Genomic DNA, 17,718 nt, shown 5'->3' on the forward strand with positions numbered 1-17,718 from the left:
GAGATAACTCCATAGTGCTATGGAGATAGTATATATCCTTTCTTCAGACCTTAGCAGGCGGGAGAAAAGGCCTTAGGGTGGGGTATGTGTGGAGTTACTCCTTGTTGATGATCCCTTGTATCTCTTGCAGAGTCAGATTTCCTGTGATGGCGATGATGGTAAATTCATTTTTTTCCTGACTCATCAATACAAATTCCTTTTCTTTGTTTTTGTTCCGTTTCAGATAAATGATGGTTTTCTCGCCTTCATCGTTTATGCGCATCAACTCCTCGTAGCCGTTCTTGGGGCTGATGAAAGCTGTCTCCTTTTTCAGCTTGGCGATAATGTCGGGTTTTTCACAACTTAGAATCTGGATGTTATCCAGTTTGGAGGCTACTTCGCCTATATTTACCCCTTCCGTTTTCATGTTGGGCATCAGGCTGAGCATGGCTTTTGAGATATAGACAGAGGTTACCCCTTCCATATCAGCGAACTTGTCGAAAAAACTGTCCTGTGCGTAGGTGAACAGTGAGCACAGAGAGAGCAATAAAGTAATGATATATGTACGTTTCATTGTTTTATGTTATTTAATCGGTTTAATTGTTCGTTTACGTTCTCTTGAATTTTTCCGGTAGCTTCCTGCACCGATTCCACCTTTTCTATTCCTTTATTCAGGCTGCTGGAAAGCATGATAAGTGCCTTCTGGGCCTGTGCGTATGCTTCTTCGGGGGTGGCGCAGGTATCTTGCGGTGCCGGATAGGGCTTGTATAGGTACAGTCCTACGGAGAGCAGGATGAGCAGGCTGGCGGCTATGCTTCCTATCCATTGCAAGCGGAGGGCCCGTATATGTTTTTTTATTTTCAGCGTGCGTCTTTCGCCTGTATCCCATTCGTCTATCTTGCGGCTCAGCCTGCTTTCCAGGCCTTCCGGTATTTCGGGAGCGGGATGTGCTGCCAGTTGCATGAAGATTTCCTTCTCGGCAAGTAAATGAGCCGGAACGTCCTCTTCGGTAAAAAAGCGTTTCAGTTCCTTTTCTTCGGTATCGCTGGTTTCTCCATCGTAATACCGGGCCAATAGTCTTTCTATTTCATTTACTTTCATAGTTCATTATTGCATTATATTGTTCACGTATCTTTTTGCGGGCGCGGCTCAGCAACACACGTATGTTGATGGCATTCAGTCCGGTGGCTTGCTCTATCTCCTCAAAGGAGCAATCATTGACATCACGAAGCAGAATCACACGTTTTTGTTGCTCGGGCAGTCTGCCGATGAGCCGTTTTACCTGGTTCACTTCATCCCGCTGTTCTATTTCCCGGGCTATGTTGGTGTCCATGGGGAGGTTCAGCTCTTCGGGAGGGCGTCCGTCTTCATCCGGCTGACTCCGGCGCAGGACGTCGTAGCACAGATTCTTGATGAGGGTGACACAATAGGCTTCGGTGTTCAGTACGTCCGCCAGTTCATCGCGCTTGTTCCACAATTTCAGATACGCTTCCTGCACCATATCTTCCGCATTCTGAGGGTTGCCCGTCAGCCGGAAGGCTACCCGGTAGAGTTTCCGGTGGTAAGGTAGAAATTGTTGCTTAAACTCAGCGGCGTCCATGCTTCTTTCCTGTTTCCTGATTTACTAATTTGTCTATATCATCCTTTGTGAATTTTCCGTTTATCTGTACCAGTGTACAGTCTTCTTTTCCGGTGCATACAAACAGCAGTTCACGGATAGTTTCCTTTTTTGTTTTCATCAGCACGCGGACTTTCTCGCCTTCATCGTTTACACGCATCAGCTCATCATATCCTTTCAGATTCAGTTTGTTCACTTTTTTGTTGAACCGTTCTTTTACGCTTGCCGTACAAGATTCCAGGTCCAGTACTTTTATTGACTTTATTTTTCTTATTATCTCAGCGTCTTCATCGTGTCCGGCAAACATTTTTCCAAGAGACATCATGAAAGAAGATACTTTGACACAATCGGCATTTTTTTCGCTGCCGAATTCATTGAAAAGACCGTTGATGCCTTGGGCGTAGCCCAGATGGCAGACGAAGACTAGCAATAGAGTAAATACAAACTTTTTCATGGTTCTATTTTGTTTTTGTTCATACTGAAATTGTTTTTTGAAAGCGCTTTCAATCAGATAGACGGGGGAAGTGGGAAAGTTGTTACAAAGGGAAAAGAATTTTTTTAAGTTTCTATGTTTGTAAAGAGGTTCAGCTTTACAAAGAAAGCATCATTCAATAGCCTGTTTGATCTTTCATCAGCATGATCACAGGCTTTGCCGGTCCCTTTAACCAATTCCTTTCATTCAGGTAATTTCGGGGAGTAGAATGAAGAAACCCTCGCCTTGTTTACAAATCTTTCGCAAGTTCAAGATGAGAACAAGGGGTTTTTCTTATGAAATGATATTGGCTGGGGATTATTGGTTCCGCACAGGCAGCCTCACCCATAACCATCCGGGAATCAATTTCCAGAAGAATACGATAAGCTGATAGCGCCAGTCTATGATGGCTACTCTTTTCCTTCGGGAGATGGCTTTTACAATTTGAGATGCCACTTGGGAAGTATGCATCAGCAGCGGATATTTATCATCTTTCAGCAAAGGAGTGGCGACAAATCCGGGACGGATATCGGTGAAGGAGATGTTTAGTTTCTTCATGTGTGCCAATTGGTCCAATGCATCTATGTACGTGTTCTGAAACCGCTTGGTAGCTGAATAAGCTGGGGCGGATCCCAGCCCTTTGGTGCCTGCTATGGAGCTGATTACGGCTATATGCCCTTTCCCGTGTTGCTCAAAATAGTGATAGGCGGCATTGACCATCCGTATGAATCCCGAAACATTGGTGGCGGCGGTTTGTAATTCTATATCGGGTTGAAGTGAAAGATTTTGTTTGCCTATGCCCGAGCTGAGCAGGAACACATCCATACCTCCCATTTTAGTAATCAGTTGCTCCAATGAGAAAGGGGCGTCCTCACGGGTGACATCTATTGTCTGAGTACATACCTGTCCGGGCGCGGATAACCGGATTTTTTCCAGTTCTTCTTCTCTACGTCCTGCCACGCCTACTTGCCAGCCGTCTTTCAGATAGCATCGCGCCACTTCCAGTCCGATGCCGGAAGTGGCGCCAATGATAATGATTCTTTTCATCCGCTTCGTCTTATTGTAAAGCTTGCTCAATGTCGGCTATGATGTCGTTTACATTCTCGATGCCCACTGAAAGACGAATCAAGTCCGGAGCGACTCCCGCTTCGCGCAACTGTTCGTCGGTGAGCTGGCGGTGAGTATGGCTGGCGGGATGCAGTACGCAGGTCCGTGCGTCGGCCACATGGGTTACGATGCAGATGAATTTCAGCCTGTCCATAAATTCTATCGCTTCCTCACGGGTTCCGTTCAAGCCGAAAGCGATGACACCGCACGAGCCGTTTGGCATATATTTCTGTGCCAGATCATAGTATTTGCTGCTTTTCAGTCCGCAATAGTTCACCCATTTCACTTTCGGGTTGGCTTCCAGCCATTCGGCCACTTTCTGTGCGTTTTCGCAATGACGGGGCACGCGCAGGTGTAATGTTTCCAATCCCAGATTCAGCAGGAACGCATTTTGCGGAGACTGGATGGAGCCGAGGTCACGCATCAGTTGGGCGGTTGCTTTCGTCATGTAAGCCATTTTGCCGAATGCTTTGGTATAAGTCAGTCCGTGATAAGATTCGTCGGGCTGGGTCAGACCGGGGAATTTGTCCGCATGGGCTTCCCAGTCAAAGTTGCCGCTGTCCACAATGGCGCCTCCTACACTGGTGGCATGACCGTCCATGTATTTGGTTGTAGAATGGGTGACGATATCCGCTCCCCATTCAAACGGGCGGCAATTGATGGGAGTGGCGAAGGTGTTGTCCACAATCAAAGGCACACCGTGCTTGTGTGCGATGCGTGCGAACTTTTCGATGTCCAGCACATCGATGCTCGGATTGGAGATGGTTTCGCCGAACAACGCTTTGGTATTCGGGCGGAAAGCTTGGTCTATTTCCTCTTCGGATGCATTGGCGTCAATGAAGGTACACTCGATGCCCAGTTTTTTCAGCGTGACGCCGAACAGGTTGAATGTACCTCCGTAGATGGTAGACGAGCATACGAAGTGGTCGCCTGCCTGACAGATATTGAAAATGGCATAGAAGTTGGCAGCCTGGCCGGACGAGGTCAGCATAGCACCCACACCACCTTCCAATGCTGCGATTTTTGCGGCGACGGCGTCATTGGTGGGGTTTTGCAAGCGTGTATAGAAATATCCCGAATCTTCCAGATCGAACAGACGCGCCATCTGTTCGCTGGTGTCATACTTGAATGTGGTACTTTGATAAATAGGCAAAACGCGCGGTTCGCCTTTTTTCGGAGTCCAGCCTGCCTGTACGCATAAGGTCTCCCTGCTATACTTCTTATCCATGTTTATATTGTTATTAAAATTACATATTCATTTATTTCGCAGCAAAATTAAGAATAATCTGTCATTTAGGGTTCAATTATTGAGAAAAGTGTTATATTTGAACGATTTTAATAAGCTTAACTATGGCAGAGGATATAAAATTCAGGCATACTATGCCGGTGCAGATACGATTCAGCGATGTGGACCAGTTTGGTCATATGAACAATTCAGTTTACTTTTCTTTGTATGATTTGGCAAAGACTACTTATATAAAAGATGTGTTTGGCAGTGCCGACTGGAGTAAGCTGGCTATTGTGGTGGCCAATATCAATGCAAACTTCTTTATGCCGGTATTTTTCTCGGATCATCTGGTGATAGAAACGGCTGTGGTACATTTGGGGCATAAGAGTTTTACTTTGTTGCAGCGTGCCGTGACTACGGATACCCATGAGGTGAAGTGTGAGTGCCGCACGGTGATGGTAGGTTATGACCTGGCTACCAAAGAACCGAAATTGATTTCCGAGGATTATAAGGAGGCCATTTGCAGGTACGAGGAAAAAACGTTGGAGGAACTTTCAAAAGGGTAGAAATGGATGGTATACTCGCTATAAATAGCTAAAAAGTTATTTATAGCGAGATTGTATTATTTTATTAAAAGCATTCTCCTGTAATGGTTAAAAGTTTGGGAGATGAGTCAAAATTACCATATAATAAAATTTCTCTTTGAAACTTTCCTATGTCATCGGGATGGAAAATGATATTCAGACAAGTGCTGTCTCCCGGATTTATTTCAGTAATTTCATTTTCAATATTCAAACATTCGCATGAAAGATCTATATGACTGATTCTTACTATGTTCTTCCCTGTATTCCATATTGTGAATTTGATTCTTGCCTTTTCCGTGCGGCTGATTTTGCCTAAATCTATCTCATTTGTGTTGAATGTAATGGTGGTGTTCGCTTCTTCGCTGGGAGATTCATTTCCATAAAAAGAGTGCGACACATATTTACCATTATTTAAAAGGTAGACTCTAGGTGTGTTTTTAGCCATATCCAATTCCACTAATATGGATTTAGTGTCTAGATATACATTGGAGTAGTCATCTATATTTTTATTGGCAATTAAATTGAAAGTCTTTTTACTTTTACATGCAATTATATAAATAGTATCGGTCGAGTTATGTATTTCTGACAGAGCTTTGTGTATGCATCCTTTGCAACCATTACCCAATATGGTAACAAGGTGGGTGGCATTGTGGATTTGTGATTTCTCAACTCCGACTTCATCAAACAGTTTTTGAAGGCATTTGTCATTATTGGACATACAGCTTGCCAGGAACAGTCCTCCACATAGAATGATTGAGTAGTTCTTTTTCTTCATTTTTTCCGGCCTTGAAGTGTGAAACACCTGAATACCAGTTTGTTTTCGTCAAACTGAGGATTATTTTCATTATTCTCTGAAATATACAGGCCTTTTTTACCTACGAAGCACAAGTGATGGGCATAGGTGTTGCCGGGAAATTTTGTTTCACCAATAATTTCATAGTCTTTGTTTAGAATGATGATGGAGAAACTTTGATGCGGATTGTTGGAGAATGGTTTTATATTATCATCCGGCATTAAGGCAAACCGATAGAATACTTTTCGGTATTTATCATACATCAAGTGGTGGTAATGGGGCTGTAATCCTCTGTCATGTATGGTTTTGAATAAATCAATTTGTAAATTTTGGGAGACTGGACGCACGTGGGGCAGATAATGGCTTTTAGCATTATACGCTTTTTTATGTTTGAAATCAGAAGATACAAATATGCTGTCATATTGTCCCAGTGAAACAACAACTTCTTTACCTGTATATGTGTAACTGATTTCAGGGTCATACAGAATGTAGTCTATCTCATCTTTGTTAAAAATAGATGGGTATCGTAGTTCTGTCCACCCTAGTTTTTTTTTATGAAGGTCTGCATAAGCAAATATGGGTATTTTATCCCATTCATCTTTTTTACGGGGATATTTTAATAATGATTGACTGAAATATAAAATAGAATCCTTAATTATGGCAGGTCGATATGTATAACTCATGCAACAAATGTGGTCGAAAGCATGAAAGTTTACGCTGTCTTTCCAAAAGCTATTCTTATTTTCCACTTCTCCTTTTTCATTGATAATTCCAAAAACTCCATTCCAAGTTGTAATTAAAAAATGCTTTGAGCTAAGTGGAAAACAGCCATTAGTTGATGGCATTGCATTTCTCCCCTCTTTTTGTAGATGAATTGTTTTAATAACTTGTTTGGTATCCAAATCATAGATATGAACTTTATAGCTTGCTTTTTCATTCAAAAAGGAAAGATACTCATGTCCGTTTTCTTCAAATTGGAATATAGATTTGCTTTCATAATGTGTATGTTCATCTATAGACAGGCAGATGGAGTCTGTAGCTGTTAATTCTGTACCATAGTCTATTGGACGAGAAGGAGATGAACACGATGCTCCTAGAAGCAGATAAGTGAAGATATACAAAAAATATTTCATACACTATAGATTAAATATAGGGTATTTAATTATCTTCAGTTTGTAGATTGGATCAACTAATTATGAATAGGAAAGATCTTAAATACCCTATGGAATGATTTGCTAGTCGGTTAAATTAATTGGGAGCTCCTTCATCTCTTCCGCACCTTTGGTTTGGGTCTTCATAACAATTATTGAATGAAAAATTTACACAAGAAGACGCTCCATCGAAATACCAGCATTTATCTCCTTCACCGGGAGGTCCGTAATCACTGCGAGCATTTCCGTTTTCTGTGTTGCTCGGAAGAGGTGCATCAAACTTTAATTCTTGTCGGGAAGAATAGATCTCTACGCTAGTCAAACAAAGAATGACTAGGACTAAAAAAAGTGATTTGTTTTTCATAAGATCTGCTTTTAAAGGTTAGTATATAGTTAACTTCACAAATGTACATTAGAATTTTATTATATCAAATATATTTTGGAATATTTTTCAGAATATATTGTTGGGTAACTGGTTTATATGCAGTGATATAATTGAATGTGACTTATATGATGTGCTAAATTTATGCTTTTTATTATGAAGAAAATAAACCTATTTAGTTCTAAAACTATTAATAAAGTTCTTTATGTACCAACTCTTCAAACAGCAATGCATATTTTGCAACGACTGCTTCGGCGTATTTCTTCCCTTTTCCGGCACTTGCTTTTTTAGGATTGCCTATACCGGTGTCTTGCGAAACTTTTTGCCAGTTCCTCGGAATCCATGCCACTTTTTCATTCAACATTTGTGAGGTGAACTTCTTATAATCTCCGTTTCCGGCTTCGTCTAAATTTACCAATTCCGGATGATAATGCATCATAACAGAAGTTTCCAATTCATCTGCATGGTCACCCGGTTCATCAAAGTACTCTTTAGCAGGAACAAAGGCAAACCATTCGCTGCTGGCTATCAGGAAGTCGGGATAGTCCAGTGACAAGTCACGTATCATACTTTTGAATGTATTGCCGCCATGTCCGTTGATAATGACCATTTTGCGGTATCCTTGGGCGTATAGAGAGGCAACTATGTCGCTTAAAATCGCTTTCTGCGTTTCATAGCGATAGTGGATGCAGAAATCCAGCCCGCGTTGTCCCGGATTCTGTGAACCGGCAGTGACGTAAGGCAGGACCATGCAACGAATACCGTAATGTGTTTTTGCCATTTTAGCAGCATCTAGTGCGATGTCGTGGCTCAGAATACAGTCTGTCAGATAAGGCAGGTGCAGATTATGCGGTTCGGTAGCCCCCCAAGGGAGGAGGACCAAATCATATTTCAATGGTTTTACCTTGCCGTAACAGGTTACGGCAAGGTCTAGTTCTTTATCCATTATTTATAAGACTTTTTAAAGATATGCAGGATTTCTTCGTCTGTAATCGGGCGTGGGTCGAGAGTGAACAGTCCTCCCATCGTATCTCTTGCATTTTGCAGAAATTTGGGGAAATCTTCGGATTGGATGCCAAACTCGCTCAGTTTGATAGAATGTACTTTACATTCTTTTTGCAGTGTAATCAATGCATCAATGAAATCGGACGGACGGTTGCTCTTTTTCTGGGTCATCATTTCAGCCATTTTCATGTAACGTTTTGTACAGTCATGCCGGAAAGTTTCGAAGTATGTCTCAGACAAGGCAATGAGTCCTGCTCCATGAGGAAGTTGTGGATAATAAGCACTCATGGCATGTTCTAATGAATGTTCAGAAGTACAACTGGAAGTGGCCTCCACCATGCCTGCCAAGGTGCTGGCCCAAGCAATTTTGGCACGCGCTTTCAAATTCTTTCCGTCGGCTACAGCTACTGGCAGATATTTGTAGATCAAACGAATGGCTTCTAAGGCATAAAGATCACTGATGGGTGTTGCACAATTGGCGATAAAACCTTCTGCGGCATGGAAGAATGCATCGAACCCTTGATAGGCGGTGAGGTGCGGGGGAATGGAAACCATCAGTTCCGGGTCTACAATAGATAAGGTAGGGAAGGTCAGCTGGCAACCGAAGCCTATCTTTTCTTGAGCCGTTTCGTGGGTAATCACTGTCCATGGATCCATTTCCGTTCCGGTTCCGGCGGTGGTAGGGATGGCGATAATGGGAAGTGCTTTGGTTACGGGGCGTCCTTTGCCACTACCCCCTGATACATAATCCCAGTAGTCACCGTCGTTGCAGGCCATAACAGCTATACTTTTGGCGGAGTCGATGGAACTTCCGCCTCCCAGGCCTACTACAAAGTCACATTTTTCTTCCCGGCAGATGGCGGCTGCTTCCATGACGTGTTCTTTGATGGGGTTGGGAAGGATTTTATCGTAAACCAGTGTTTCTACATTATTCAGTCTTAATTGGGCGAGTACTCTTTCCAGATACCCATATTTCCGCATGGAAGTTCCGGATGAGATGACGACTAGTGCCTTTTTCCCCGGTAATTTTTCACTGGATAATTTCTTGATTTCTCCGCAACCAAATACTAATTTGGTAGGGATGTACAAACTAAATACAGGATTTGCTTTCATGTTCTTTCGTATTTAAAGTTTCACTGGTAACAAATGTAGGAAAATAATAGTTTGCTTGTTTAAGTAATTTGTTAAATTTTACATACTGCCGGATTGTATTCGTTTTCTTTAATTCAGTTTGAGATAGATATGTTTTTCCGAGTATAATCGAAAAAAACTATCTTTGTGGGAAAAGATTCGAGCATGGACGATAAATGGAAAGCTTTAGAAAAGTATAACCTTTGGGGCGGAAATACGTATCAATTGGGACTGGAACGGAAAGCTTATACCGACAAGATTGGCAATTTTGTGGGGACGTTATGTGGAATTTCATATATTGCCCTATAGTTATGCTGAATATTTACAGTTGATGCAGCAACTTGCCGGCCGGGCTTCTTATTTGACCTATTTACAGAAAGGCGGTTTGTCCGAATTGTACAACTTGCCCACTGTCGAGTCAGAAAAACAATACGTCGCTTCTGTGAAAGATATGATTTTGTTGCGTGATATAAGCCCGTTCGTGATATAAGGTTATTGGATGATATTTTTATTTATTGGTGAATAATGCGGTCCAATCTGTTTTTCCGTTCTATGTGAATAAATAGTTCGGAAAAGAAATGTACCTTTACATTCAATTGAGAAAAGAATGCTACTATGATTAATACATTAACTTCCTTACGGCTCTTTTTTGCGCTGATGGTTTTCGGGGCACATTGCTATGTCGTTGATTCCACCTTTTCAACTCATTTCTATAAAGAGGGTTTTGTAGGCGTGAGTTTCTTCTTTATATTGAGTGGTTTTATTATCGCTTATAATTATCAGCAGAAGCTGGTGGAGCGGAAAGTGTCGAAACGCCAGTTTTGGGTGGCACGAATCGCCCGTATCTATCCATTGCATATAGCGACCTTATTGGGAGTAGCCGTGATAGGTAATCTATTGAACCCGATGGGTTGGGGGGAAGGATTGAAACATTTTATTCCTGCGCTGTTCCTTTTGCACCCTTTTGTTCCCCGGATGGATTACTTTTTTTATTTCGACAGTCCTTCCTGGAGTTTGGGATGTGAACAGTTGTTTTATTTCTTGTTTCCGTTTTTAGCGTTGTTTTTTGCTAAAAAATCGGGAACAGTCGCAAAGAAAAGCAAAGTTTAGCTTAAAAATAAGCATATCAGCATCTTAGTAGCAAAGCGGAAAGAAACAGCCCCCGGCAAAAAAAGCCCCAAAAAGTAGGGTTAAGCCATAGTTCAGGTACTAAGTCATTACCTAATCCATGACACCCTACTGTAATGGTAATAAGTTCTGTTTCACTATTTTGCGTAATTCTTCATAACTCGTGGTAACGGGAAAGTAATTACCTTTACAAACGAATATTTAGAGTTATGAAAACAAAAAGAAGCACCTTTAAAGTCCTGTTCTACGTGAAGAGAACAGCAGTCAGAGTAAGTGACGGAAAAGCCCCTGTAATGGCACGTATCACCATTGACGGCGATATTGCCACGTTCAGCGCAAAGCTGTTCGTCACCCCTTCCTTGTGGAACGCCGAAGCCGGAAAAGTAAGCGGCAAGTCCGTCGAAGCCTTGGAGATCAACCCGCAGTTGGAAGAGATCAAAGCCCGCATCAACAACCACTACTACCAGATACTCCGGGTGGACGATTTTGTCACTTCCGAGAAGGTGCGCAACGCCTTTTTAGGCATCGGCGTGATGGAGAACTGCATCCTTAAAGACTTCCAGACCATGAACAAGGAATTTGGCGAAATGGTGGAAAAGAAACTCCGTGCGAAGTCCACCTATAACAAATACCTGACCGTTTACAAGCATCTCGAAGCCTTCATGTGGGAGAAGAGGAAGCGTACCGATATGGCTTACAAGGAACTGACGAAAGACTTCATAGACGATTTCGACAGCTACCTGCGTAATGAAAAGGGATTGAGCGCAAACACTCTCTGGATTTACACCATGCCCATACTCAGCCTGACCGACAAGGCTTGGCGCAGGGGAATTATCCGTACCGATCCGTTCAGCGAGTACAGCCTTGAAATGCAGGAAACCGACCGGGGCTACCTCACGGAAGAAGAACTGAAACTGATAGCCAATACCGTGTTTGTGGATAAACAGACCAACCTCGTCCGTGATATGTTCCTTTTCGGCTGCTTCACCGGATTGAGCTACATAGATATAAAGACTCTCACCTATAACAAGATCCAGCGTATGGATTTCGACGGAGAAGAATGGATTATCACCCGCAGGACAAAGACCAAAGTATCGAGCAACGTCCCCCTGATGGAGATAGCCAAAGAACTGATCGAACGCTACAAGGGGCTTGCAGAAGATGATTTCGTGTTTCCCATGCCGGGCAACGGCACATGCAACAACTACCTTAAAAAGATAGCCGCCATTTGCAAAATCAACAAGGAAATCACCTTCCATCTTGCCCGGCATACCTTTGCGACGACCGTCTATCTCTGCAACGGCGGTACGATTGAGGCACTTTCAAAGATACTCGGTCACAAGCATATCAGCACCACCCAAATATATGCCGAAGTGACTAACAAGATGGTAAGCTCCGATTTCCGTTCGATCTCCGGCAACCTTGCAGCCATGCAGAAGAAAGTCCTTGACAGGAAACAGAAAAAGGTCAGCAAGCAGCAGGCGGTCGCCATGCGTGAAACCGCCTGATTCCTTCGGGGAAGTGCAAAACACAGCAAAGGCAGGAGTTCCGTTTGGAAATTCCTGCCTTTGCTACATTTACCCATGCACCGCACCCAAAAGTTAAGTAGAACTTTTCCTTCGTTTGCTCTTTTGCTTCATCTGCACATAGTTCTCTTCCAGCATACGCAACAAGTCCGATTGTCGGTACAGTGTTTTGCCCGGCAACGAAATGAACGGGATAATCCGTTGCGCCCGGTAGTCTTGCAAGGTACGGGTAGTGATATGCAATATCCGGCATACCTCTTCCCCCGTCAGGTACACCTCACCGTTCATCACCGGGTGAAAGTTCGCCGTTACGTTATCCACGTACTTCGTGCCCCGTTCCAGAGCCTCGAAGTACACCTTTACCTCTTCCATGTCCTTTGTAATCACTTCCATATCATTCATCCTCTATCAGTTCCTTGCTCATTTCCGTTAAGAACGCTTCCACATCTTCCAGCCTGTAATACAACTTATGGTTTATCTGGCTGTATGCCAGCCTTCCGCTATCACGGTACGTCTGCAATGTCCGTTTGCTCACGTTGAGTTTCTCGCACACATCCGCATTATCCAGCCAGTTCATCTTTTCCGGCGGGCGGTATCGTGAACACAACTGTTGCAAATGCTCACTGAACTTGTTGAACCTTTCTTTCATTTCTTCAAAGGTTTTCTTCTCGATAGTCACTATTTCCATATCCGATAATTTACTGTTTCCCGCAAATATACAGACTGTTACAGGTATGCCCGTGCGTTTATGTACCGCTTGTCCGTGTTTTGCTCCACACTTGTAGCTTTGTCGTTCCCGATACGGTGCAAAACGAAGCAGAGAGCAACATATTTTCTTGCAGCCAGCATATTTTTTCCGTTTTTAATTGGTCGGTTCTCCGGGAATCCATTCCTTTGTAACCGAACAACACGTGTAACGATGGAACGCCCTATATTTGTAGCACAATACACCTTTCTTGCCATCCCCGAAACTTTCGAGGAAGAAAACCGCATTTTATGTAAGGTCGCCCTTCGGTGCGAGTACGTGATCCGTTTCGAGGACGACGGCAAATTCTATTTCCTTCTCGAAACCCGTTCCGATTACGAACGGCAGTTTGCGTCTTACGGATGGTATATCGTCAATCAGACCTGTTTCAACGAGAGGCTGACTATCGGCATGGGCTTGTACGAAAGCGGGCATTTGGCAGGCTTCATGTACTATTTGAAGTCCGGCAGCGAGGACGAAGCCCGTTTCTGGAACAACGTTCTCGTCTTTACCTTCCTGAACGACTTCCGAAAAGCCTTTTACCCGTTGGATAACCGTTTTCAGGGCTTTTTCCGTCTGGACGGCAGCCTATGCCTTTACCTGTATGATTATTGCCCTGTCCGGCGCAACGACAAGATCACCTTTGAGGGCAAGAAGGTTTCCAACCTTATTTTCAAGTTCAAGTCCGGACACGAAACCGACCTCACCGTCAAGCTCTTTTCCATCGCTATCAGCCGAATCCGTGCCATTCAGGAGAACAAGCACCGTGCCGTACTCGTTCCTATTCCCGCATCCACCCGTGAGAAGAACCGCATCCGTTACGAAGAGTTTTGCCGGAAACTATCGGCGGACATCGGAATAGCCGACGGCTACGGGGCTATCACCCTTGCCGCCGACCGTCCCCAACTCAAAGGCACGCACGGGCAGGACAAGACCGCAAACCTGCAATTTCATCCTGAATATATCAAGGACAAATGCATCCTGTTAATTGATGATCTACTGACAACTGGCGAAGGATTCATACAGACACGCCGCAGATTGATCGAACACGGAGCGAAATTCGTAATCGGTCTGTTCCTCGCCAAGACCATCGCTTTTGAGGACGAACAGGAATAATGACGGGTAAATATGGGAAACAATGCCAGCCCCATGATATGTGGGCTATTTTTTGGCGTTCCCGTAAACGGTCGGGCTTTTCGTTACAAGTTCTCGCTTATGCTGTGGGCTTTCCCTTGCAATCCCTAACGTGTAAATGCGCCTGTCCGGTTTAAGGTCAGCTATCTCCTTTTCAGGATGTTTTCATCTTCTTCCGGCACACGGATAGAATCAGACAGGCAAGGAAAACTGTCACGCCACCAGCAAATCCGTATATCAATGCATGAAAGATAAACGCTTCGGATGAAACAACATGGATAAAGGCTGTCTTGACAGGTTCGTCAAAAGGGGCTGCATCTCCATAGGATACAAATGTGTCCCATAAGGAGAATAGTACCCCAGCCAATGCACCTATGGCAGGCAATATCAATTTCTTCTTATTCTGCATGAAGCCGGAAGTATTTTCTTTCAGTATGCCTTACATAATTCCCCTCTTCGTCCAGATACACATCCAATCTCCAAAAATCAATATCTTCCTTCATCAATAAGATATTATGATTTTTAGAGAAGAAGGCTATTTCACCATCTTCTTTCCAGTTCCAAGTATAGGGGTGCCTATATTTAGCCGAGTGATTTTTAATATACAACTTATCAATAGTTCCGCTAATAGTAGATACTTTCCCCAAGTATTTTCTTTCTTGCGGAGTATGGAAAATGATAGTTGGTCGTAGTTCTTGATACACCCAGACCGACAATGCGATGAATACCGCAACGGATGTTTTCTTGTATCTTTTTTATGATAGCAAACATATATTCATCCTTAAAACCACAAACGCAGCGACTACTGTATTAAGTTTAAAGATAGCGATATATTTTCAATACTGGCATTTTTATATAACATATTTCTTAGGTCTGTTTTATTATAAAGGTGGAAAATTCATTGTGAATAGAATTAATTTGAATAGAAAATATGTATGCCACATTCTATACGTTCAGAAAAATAGCTATCTTTGTGGCACAGATTGTGTGATTTGATAATAAACTCTCCTTAAGTGAATCTCCACTATCTGAAGGATACTGAAATTTGTTTTGAAAAGACATTCTGATAGATCTGGAGAATTTCAAGCAGATGAATAAGGTCAGCAAAGAGGTTGAGTCACTACGAACATTACTTAGATTGATGAAGAAATGAAAAATGTTATTTACGATAATAAGCTTTCTGCATACAATTTATCTACAAAACAGAAAGAGCGTAATGTTTTTTTTGAAGTACTAATCATAGCATAACTGCAAATTATGGCAAGAATACCACAAGAAACCATATCCTTGCTTTGCGGTCTCTCTTGCGAGAGTGTGGCAGAACGGTTTGGTATTGAAGTACTAAGGCATAAGGCATTATGCTTTATGCACGAAGACCATCACCCAAGTTTGTCGTTCTTTGGTAAGAACAGGGAGAGGTGGAACTGCTTTGTCTGCAACAAGGGAGGCAGTGCTATTGATTTTGTGACTGAATACACGGAACTTAACTTTGTGGAAGCGTGCCAGTGGTTGTGTCAAACGTTCGGAATTTCTTTTGAAAATTATTCTCCTGCTAAGAGTCGTATAAAAGCAATCCGTAACAAAAAAAGACTAAAGTTAGAAGATGTAGAGAAACCGTTTTCTAAGGATGTAGCCCAATGGATTTTGGACAATAATTCACTCACTGAAAAAGGAAAGCAGTTCCTGTTTGGGAAACGGTTTCTTAACACAGAGATAGTAAAACAATTAAACATTGTATCAATCGACGATTCTAAGTTATTGGTAGAAAAAATGGTCAAGGCTTTCGATTCAGAAACCTTGCAGGATAGTGGTTTCATAACTATCACTAACGGAAAGTTATACTTCCGCTTGTTCACTCCCTGTTTAATATTCCCTTACTATGACAAAAGAAACAACTTGGTAGGTATGCAGTCAAGATACTTGGGAACCAATGTGGAAGCTCCGCGTTTTCAGTTTATATCTTCACAGAAGACTAGGTTGTTCAATCTGCCTGTTTTGAATACGATGAAGTTTGGTGAGGATTTGTATATAAGCGAGGGAATTACTGATTGCTTGGCACTGCTTTCGGCTGGAAAGAAAGCTGTGGCTATACCGAGCGCAACGATACTGCCACAGTTTGATTTGATCAAGTTGAAGACTTACAAACTGCATATGTATCCTGATCAGGACAATGCTGGGAGGCTAGCATTTGTTAATCTTAGAAGATTTTTTATCAATCACTATGCGATTCTCAAAGCGGAACAACTTCCTGAAGGAATAAAGGATTATAGTGATTATTATATAGCGAAGCATGGAAGACAAAGAAGTTGAAATAGTTAATGCACAAGGGGCTGTGTTATACACAAAGGAGGAATTGTTTGAAGATATACAGACAACTGTGGAAGAATACGTAGAAGATACTCCCGAAGATGAGAAAGATCGTCGTGACTTTAGGCATAAGCTGAAAGTACTCCAGTCTATCTTTGGCTTACACCTCCCATCGTATGACTTAAAGAAAGATAACATGGATGACATAAAAGAAGCACTTGAAGTCTATGTGGATGGAAATGAGTTCCTATTTGGTTATACGTTTTTTTTGTCATCAAATACAAACTTCGATTATTCGTGGAATTACCTGCGTAAGCAAATGGACAAATATGTTAATTTCTTCTCTGAGGCTTATAAGTTCATTAGTTATGTTATTGTAGACATAAATACCATGAAAATAGACCTCCATGGAAATAAAGATTTGCATATTGAGTTTAATGAATTATTTGATGTGAAATTTATTGATGACAAGCCATTTGTAAAGACTGTTGTTAATTGGGAGAATTTCTACCAAATCAACAAGGTCAAGTACGGATACTATATATCCGCCAAAATCGGTAATACCACTTTATTGACGTGTTATCGCAAATATAGTGACGAACTAAATCCGTTCCTCAATGGAGTTATGCAGGTATTAGCTGCGTGGAAAGAGCTAACGGAGAAAAAAGACAAGATTTAAACTATGGCGCTGGATATAACTCAATATCAATTGTATAAAAAAATTCTTGATAGTCGGAATATCTTCAATGCGATATTCTGTATGGAGTCATACATATTTGACAAAGGTTTATTGAACATAGAAGAGCCAGTTAAACTTCTTGATGAATTTGGTAAGGTGATTGACGTAATAGCCAAAAATGATTTGGAATTATATTATGCACTCACAGACAAACATAATGTTGAACTGATAGAAAAGGTCATAAATGTTTGCCAACAGAAACTTCAGTGGATTTTTTCTGCTAATGAAAATCTGTTTGATGCTAAAGTCTATTTCAAACTAAAGAATTATGATGACGAGATACTGAAATTCCGTCCACTGCATACGGCACGACTAACTGACCTTATATGTATTGTTAGCATTCTGAACTGTCTGATGTTTGAAGACAACTACAAAGAAGGCAAAAGAAATTTGTCGGACTTGTCTAAGCTTGTGCCGCACAATTTTTATGGCAACATACCCAGTACGAATGTGCAATACTTGTTCCATAAGTGGCAGACAAAGTACAAAGAATACACAGAAAATGTAATTGAACATTGTCGGGCATATCAGAGCAATCATAATTATCTAACAGAGGTGAGTTTGGATATTAAGAATTTCTTCCCGTCCATTTCACTAAAATTGCTTTATAACCCTCAAATCCGCAACTAAGCCCTTGAACGTCCTTATTGCGTTTACACGTCCTCTCATTACTGAATTTGCAGATAATT

At 42.1% G+C, this 17,718-nt stretch carries 22 protein-coding genes and 1 pseudogene; 8 read left to right on the forward strand and 15 right to left on the reverse strand.

Annotated elements, in window-relative coordinates:
* Window positions 1–94: 94 nt before the first annotated feature.
* The 6 genes from AB5935_RS11005 to AB5935_RS11030 form a co-directional block, all read right to left on the reverse strand.
* On the reverse strand, window positions 95–553 hold the full coding sequence (locus AB5935_RS11005) for a DUF4252 domain-containing protein (RefSeq protein WP_007838906.1): 459 nt from the start codon (window positions 551–553) through the stop codon (window positions 95–97).
* Window positions 550–1,080, reverse strand: a complete 531-nt coding sequence (locus AB5935_RS11010; RefSeq protein WP_007838904.1) for a hypothetical protein — start codon at window positions 1,078–1,080, stop codon at window positions 550–552. The genes AB5935_RS11005 and AB5935_RS11010 overlap by 4 nt, the downstream gene beginning before the upstream one ends.
* Window positions 1,067–1,579 (reverse strand): RNA polymerase sigma factor, encoded by a 513-nt coding sequence (locus tag AB5935_RS11015; protein ID WP_054349327.1) that lies wholly within the window; start codon window positions 1,577–1,579, stop codon window positions 1,067–1,069. Before AB5935_RS11015 ends, AB5935_RS11010 begins: the two co-directional genes overlap by 14 nt.
* Window positions 1,566–2,051, reverse strand: coding sequence for a DUF4252 domain-containing protein (locus AB5935_RS11020; protein WP_007848315.1), 486 nt, complete (start codon window positions 2,049–2,051; stop codon window positions 1,566–1,568). Before AB5935_RS11020 ends, AB5935_RS11015 begins: the two co-directional genes overlap by 14 nt.
* 336 nt (window positions 2,052–2,387) lie before the next feature.
* On the reverse strand, window positions 2,388–3,116 hold the full coding sequence (locus AB5935_RS11025; protein WP_117596140.1) for an SDR family NAD(P)-dependent oxidoreductase: 729 nt from the start codon (window positions 3,114–3,116) through the stop codon (window positions 2,388–2,390).
* 10 nt (window positions 3,117–3,126) lie between these two features.
* Window positions 3,127–4,404 carry an O-acetylhomoserine aminocarboxypropyltransferase/cysteine synthase family protein gene (locus tag AB5935_RS11030; RefSeq protein ID WP_032946159.1) on the reverse strand — a complete coding sequence of 426 codons (1,278 nt, stop codon included), beginning with the start codon at window positions 4,402–4,404 and terminating at the stop codon, window positions 3,127–3,129.
* A gap of 122 nt (window positions 4,405–4,526) precedes the next feature.
* On the opposite strand from AB5935_RS11030, the gene AB5935_RS11035 reads away from it, so the two are divergent.
* Window positions 4,527–4,970, forward strand: coding sequence for an acyl-CoA thioesterase (locus AB5935_RS11035; protein WP_032952818.1), 444 nt, complete (start codon window positions 4,527–4,529; stop codon window positions 4,968–4,970).
* 64 nt (window positions 4,971–5,034) lie between these two features.
* On the opposite strand, the gene AB5935_RS11040 is transcribed toward AB5935_RS11035, so the two are convergent.
* From AB5935_RS11040 to AB5935_RS11060, 5 genes are all read right to left on the reverse strand, one after another.
* Complete coding sequence (locus AB5935_RS11040; RefSeq protein ID WP_007855379.1) at window positions 5,035–5,763, reverse strand: DUF1573 domain-containing protein; 729 nt, start codon at window positions 5,761–5,763, stop codon at window positions 5,035–5,037.
* Entirely contained in the window at window positions 5,760–6,914 is a 1,155-nt protein-coding gene (locus AB5935_RS11045; RefSeq protein ID WP_007838893.1) for a DUF4221 domain-containing protein, read from the reverse strand. Before AB5935_RS11045 ends, AB5935_RS11040 begins: the two co-directional genes overlap by 4 nt.
* A 115-nt stretch (window positions 6,915–7,029) precedes the next feature.
* Window positions 7,030–7,296: a hypothetical protein gene (locus AB5935_RS11050; RefSeq protein WP_007838891.1), complete on the reverse strand. Its 267-nt coding sequence runs from the start codon at window positions 7,294–7,296 to the stop codon at window positions 7,030–7,032.
* Window positions 7,297–7,504: 208 nt separating this feature from the next.
* Complete coding sequence (locus tag AB5935_RS11055) at window positions 7,505–8,260, reverse strand: creatininase family protein (RefSeq protein WP_022185102.1); 756 nt, start codon at window positions 8,258–8,260, stop codon at window positions 7,505–7,507.
* Window positions 8,260–9,432, reverse strand: coding sequence for an iron-containing alcohol dehydrogenase (locus tag AB5935_RS11060; protein WP_007838886.1), 1,173 nt, complete (start codon window positions 9,430–9,432; stop codon window positions 8,260–8,262). Before AB5935_RS11060 ends, AB5935_RS11055 begins: the two co-directional genes overlap by 1 nt.
* Window positions 9,433–9,597: 165 nt before the next feature.
* Here AB5935_RS11060 and AB5935_RS11065 point away from each other — a divergent pair, with 165 nt between their 5' ends.
* The 3 genes and pseudogenes from AB5935_RS11065 (at window position 9,598) to AB5935_RS11075 (ending at window position 12,086) form a co-directional block, all read left to right on the forward strand.
* On the forward strand, window positions 9,598–9,759 hold the full coding sequence (locus AB5935_RS11065; RefSeq protein WP_157196197.1) for a hypothetical protein: 162 nt from the start codon (window positions 9,598–9,600) through the stop codon (window positions 9,757–9,759).
* 306 nt (window positions 9,760–10,065) lie between these two features.
* Window positions 10,066–10,527: pseudogene (locus AB5935_RS11070) on the forward strand (acyltransferase family protein); the annotation flags it as partial.
* 260 nt (window positions 10,528–10,787) lie between these two features.
* Window positions 10,788–12,086, forward strand: a complete 1,299-nt coding sequence (locus AB5935_RS11075; protein ID WP_057098572.1) for a site-specific integrase — start codon at window positions 10,788–10,790, stop codon at window positions 12,084–12,086.
* A 93-nt stretch (window positions 12,087–12,179) separates the two neighbouring features.
* Here AB5935_RS11075 and AB5935_RS11080 read toward each other — a convergent pair whose 3' ends face one another.
* Together AB5935_RS11080 and AB5935_RS11085 are read right to left on the reverse strand one after the other, a co-directional pair.
* Window positions 12,180–12,497 (reverse strand): helix-turn-helix domain-containing protein, encoded by a 318-nt coding sequence (locus AB5935_RS11080; protein WP_057099542.1) that lies wholly within the window; start codon window positions 12,495–12,497, stop codon window positions 12,180–12,182.
* A gap of 1 nt (window position 12,498) precedes the next feature.
* Window positions 12,499–12,792, reverse strand: coding sequence for a helix-turn-helix domain-containing protein (locus AB5935_RS11085; RefSeq protein ID WP_057098571.1), 294 nt, complete (start codon window positions 12,790–12,792; stop codon window positions 12,499–12,501).
* Between the two features lie 231 nt (window positions 12,793–13,023).
* Here AB5935_RS11085 and AB5935_RS11090 point away from each other — a divergent pair, with 231 nt between their 5' ends.
* Complete coding sequence (locus AB5935_RS11090) at window positions 13,024–13,965, forward strand: ComF family protein (RefSeq protein ID WP_229061167.1); 942 nt, start codon at window positions 13,024–13,026, stop codon at window positions 13,963–13,965.
* A gap of 172 nt (window positions 13,966–14,137) precedes the next feature.
* On the opposite strand, the gene AB5935_RS11095 is transcribed toward AB5935_RS11090, so the two are convergent.
* Complete coding sequence (locus AB5935_RS11095) at window positions 14,138–14,392, reverse strand: hypothetical protein (protein ID WP_057098570.1); 255 nt, start codon at window positions 14,390–14,392, stop codon at window positions 14,138–14,140.
* Window positions 14,382–14,630 (reverse strand): hypothetical protein, encoded by a 249-nt coding sequence (locus AB5935_RS11100; RefSeq protein ID WP_229061165.1) that lies wholly within the window; start codon window positions 14,628–14,630, stop codon window positions 14,382–14,384. The genes AB5935_RS11095 and AB5935_RS11100 overlap by 11 nt, the downstream gene beginning before the upstream one ends.
* Window positions 14,631–15,240: 610 nt before the next feature.
* Between AB5935_RS11100 and AB5935_RS11105 the strand changes: the two genes are divergently transcribed.
* From AB5935_RS11105 to AB5935_RS11115, 3 genes are all read left to right on the forward strand, one after another.
* The gene (locus AB5935_RS11105) at window positions 15,241–16,293 is read left to right on the forward strand and encodes a CHC2 zinc finger domain-containing protein (RefSeq protein ID WP_084830356.1); all 1,053 of its coding nucleotides are present in this window, start codon (window positions 15,241–15,243) and stop codon (window positions 16,291–16,293) included.
* On the forward strand, window positions 16,274–16,969 hold the full coding sequence (locus tag AB5935_RS11110) for a hypothetical protein (RefSeq protein ID WP_057098568.1): 696 nt from the start codon (window positions 16,274–16,276) through the stop codon (window positions 16,967–16,969). Before AB5935_RS11105 ends, AB5935_RS11110 begins: the two co-directional genes overlap by 20 nt.
* An 81-nt stretch (window positions 16,970–17,050) precedes the next feature.
* On the forward strand, window positions 17,051–17,659 hold the full coding sequence (locus AB5935_RS11115; RefSeq protein WP_368327429.1) for a hypothetical protein: 609 nt from the start codon (window positions 17,051–17,053) through the stop codon (window positions 17,657–17,659).
* Window positions 17,660–17,718 lie beyond the last annotated feature (59 nt).

This window comes from Phocaeicola sp. RTP21198st1_B8_RTP21198_201120 (assembly GCF_040929485.1).
In the GTDB taxonomy this organism is placed as follows: domain Bacteria; phylum Bacteroidota; class Bacteroidia; order Bacteroidales; family Bacteroidaceae; genus Phocaeicola; species Phocaeicola dorei.

Coding starts and splice junctions, on each gene's coding strand:
- AB5935_RS11005 (WP_007838906.1), bottom strand. CDS start 553: ATGAAACGTACATATATCATTACTTTATTGCTCTCTCTGTGCTCACTG.
- AB5935_RS11010 (WP_007838904.1), bottom strand. CDS start 1,080: ATGAAAGTAAATGAAATAGAAAGACTATTGGCCCGGTATTACGATGGA.
- AB5935_RS11015 (WP_054349327.1), bottom strand. CDS start 1,579: ATGGACGCCGCTGAGTTTAAGCAACAATTTCTACCTTACCACCGGAAA.
- AB5935_RS11020 (WP_007848315.1), bottom strand. CDS start 2,051: ATGAAAAAGTTTGTATTTACTCTATTGCTAGTCTTCGTCTGCCATCTG.
- AB5935_RS11025 (WP_117596140.1), bottom strand. CDS start 3,116: ATGAAAAGAATCATTATCATTGGCGCCACTTCCGGCATCGGACTGGAA.
- AB5935_RS11030 (WP_032946159.1), bottom strand. CDS start 4,404: ATGGATAAGAAGTATAGCAGGGAGACCTTATGCGTACAGGCAGGCTGG.
- AB5935_RS11035 (WP_032952818.1), top strand. CDS start 4,527: ATGGCAGAGGATATAAAATTCAGGCATACTATGCCGGTGCAGATACGA.
- AB5935_RS11040 (WP_007855379.1), bottom strand. CDS start 5,763: ATGAAGAAAAAGAACTACTCAATCATTCTATGTGGAGGACTGTTCCTG.
- AB5935_RS11045 (WP_007838893.1), bottom strand. CDS start 6,914: ATGAAATATTTTTTGTATATCTTCACTTATCTGCTTCTAGGAGCATCG.
- AB5935_RS11050 (WP_007838891.1), bottom strand. CDS start 7,296: ATGAAAAACAAATCACTTTTTTTAGTCCTAGTCATTCTTTGTTTGACT.
- AB5935_RS11055 (WP_022185102.1), bottom strand. CDS start 8,260: ATGGATAAAGAACTAGACCTTGCCGTAACCTGTTACGGCAAGGTAAAA.
- AB5935_RS11060 (WP_007838886.1), bottom strand. CDS start 9,432: ATGAAAGCAAATCCTGTATTTAGTTTGTACATCCCTACCAAATTAGTA.
- AB5935_RS11075 (WP_057098572.1), top strand. CDS start 10,788: ATGAAAACAAAAAGAAGCACCTTTAAAGTCCTGTTCTACGTGAAGAGA.
- AB5935_RS11080 (WP_057099542.1), bottom strand. CDS start 12,497: ATGGAAGTGATTACAAAGGACATGGAAGAGGTAAAGGTGTACTTCGAG.
- AB5935_RS11085 (WP_057098571.1), bottom strand. CDS start 12,792: ATGGAAATAGTGACTATCGAGAAGAAAACCTTTGAAGAAATGAAAGAA.
- AB5935_RS11090 (WP_229061167.1), top strand. CDS start 13,024: ATGGAACGCCCTATATTTGTAGCACAATACACCTTTCTTGCCATCCCC.
- AB5935_RS11095 (WP_057098570.1), bottom strand. CDS start 14,392: ATGCAGAATAAGAAGAAATTGATATTGCCTGCCATAGGTGCATTGGCT.
- AB5935_RS11105 (WP_084830356.1), top strand. CDS start 15,241: ATGGCAAGAATACCACAAGAAACCATATCCTTGCTTTGCGGTCTCTCT.
- AB5935_RS11110 (WP_057098568.1), top strand. CDS start 16,274: ATGGAAGACAAAGAAGTTGAAATAGTTAATGCACAAGGGGCTGTGTTA.
- AB5935_RS11115 (WP_368327429.1), top strand. CDS start 17,051: ATGGAGTCATACATATTTGACAAAGGTTTATTGAACATAGAAGAGCCA.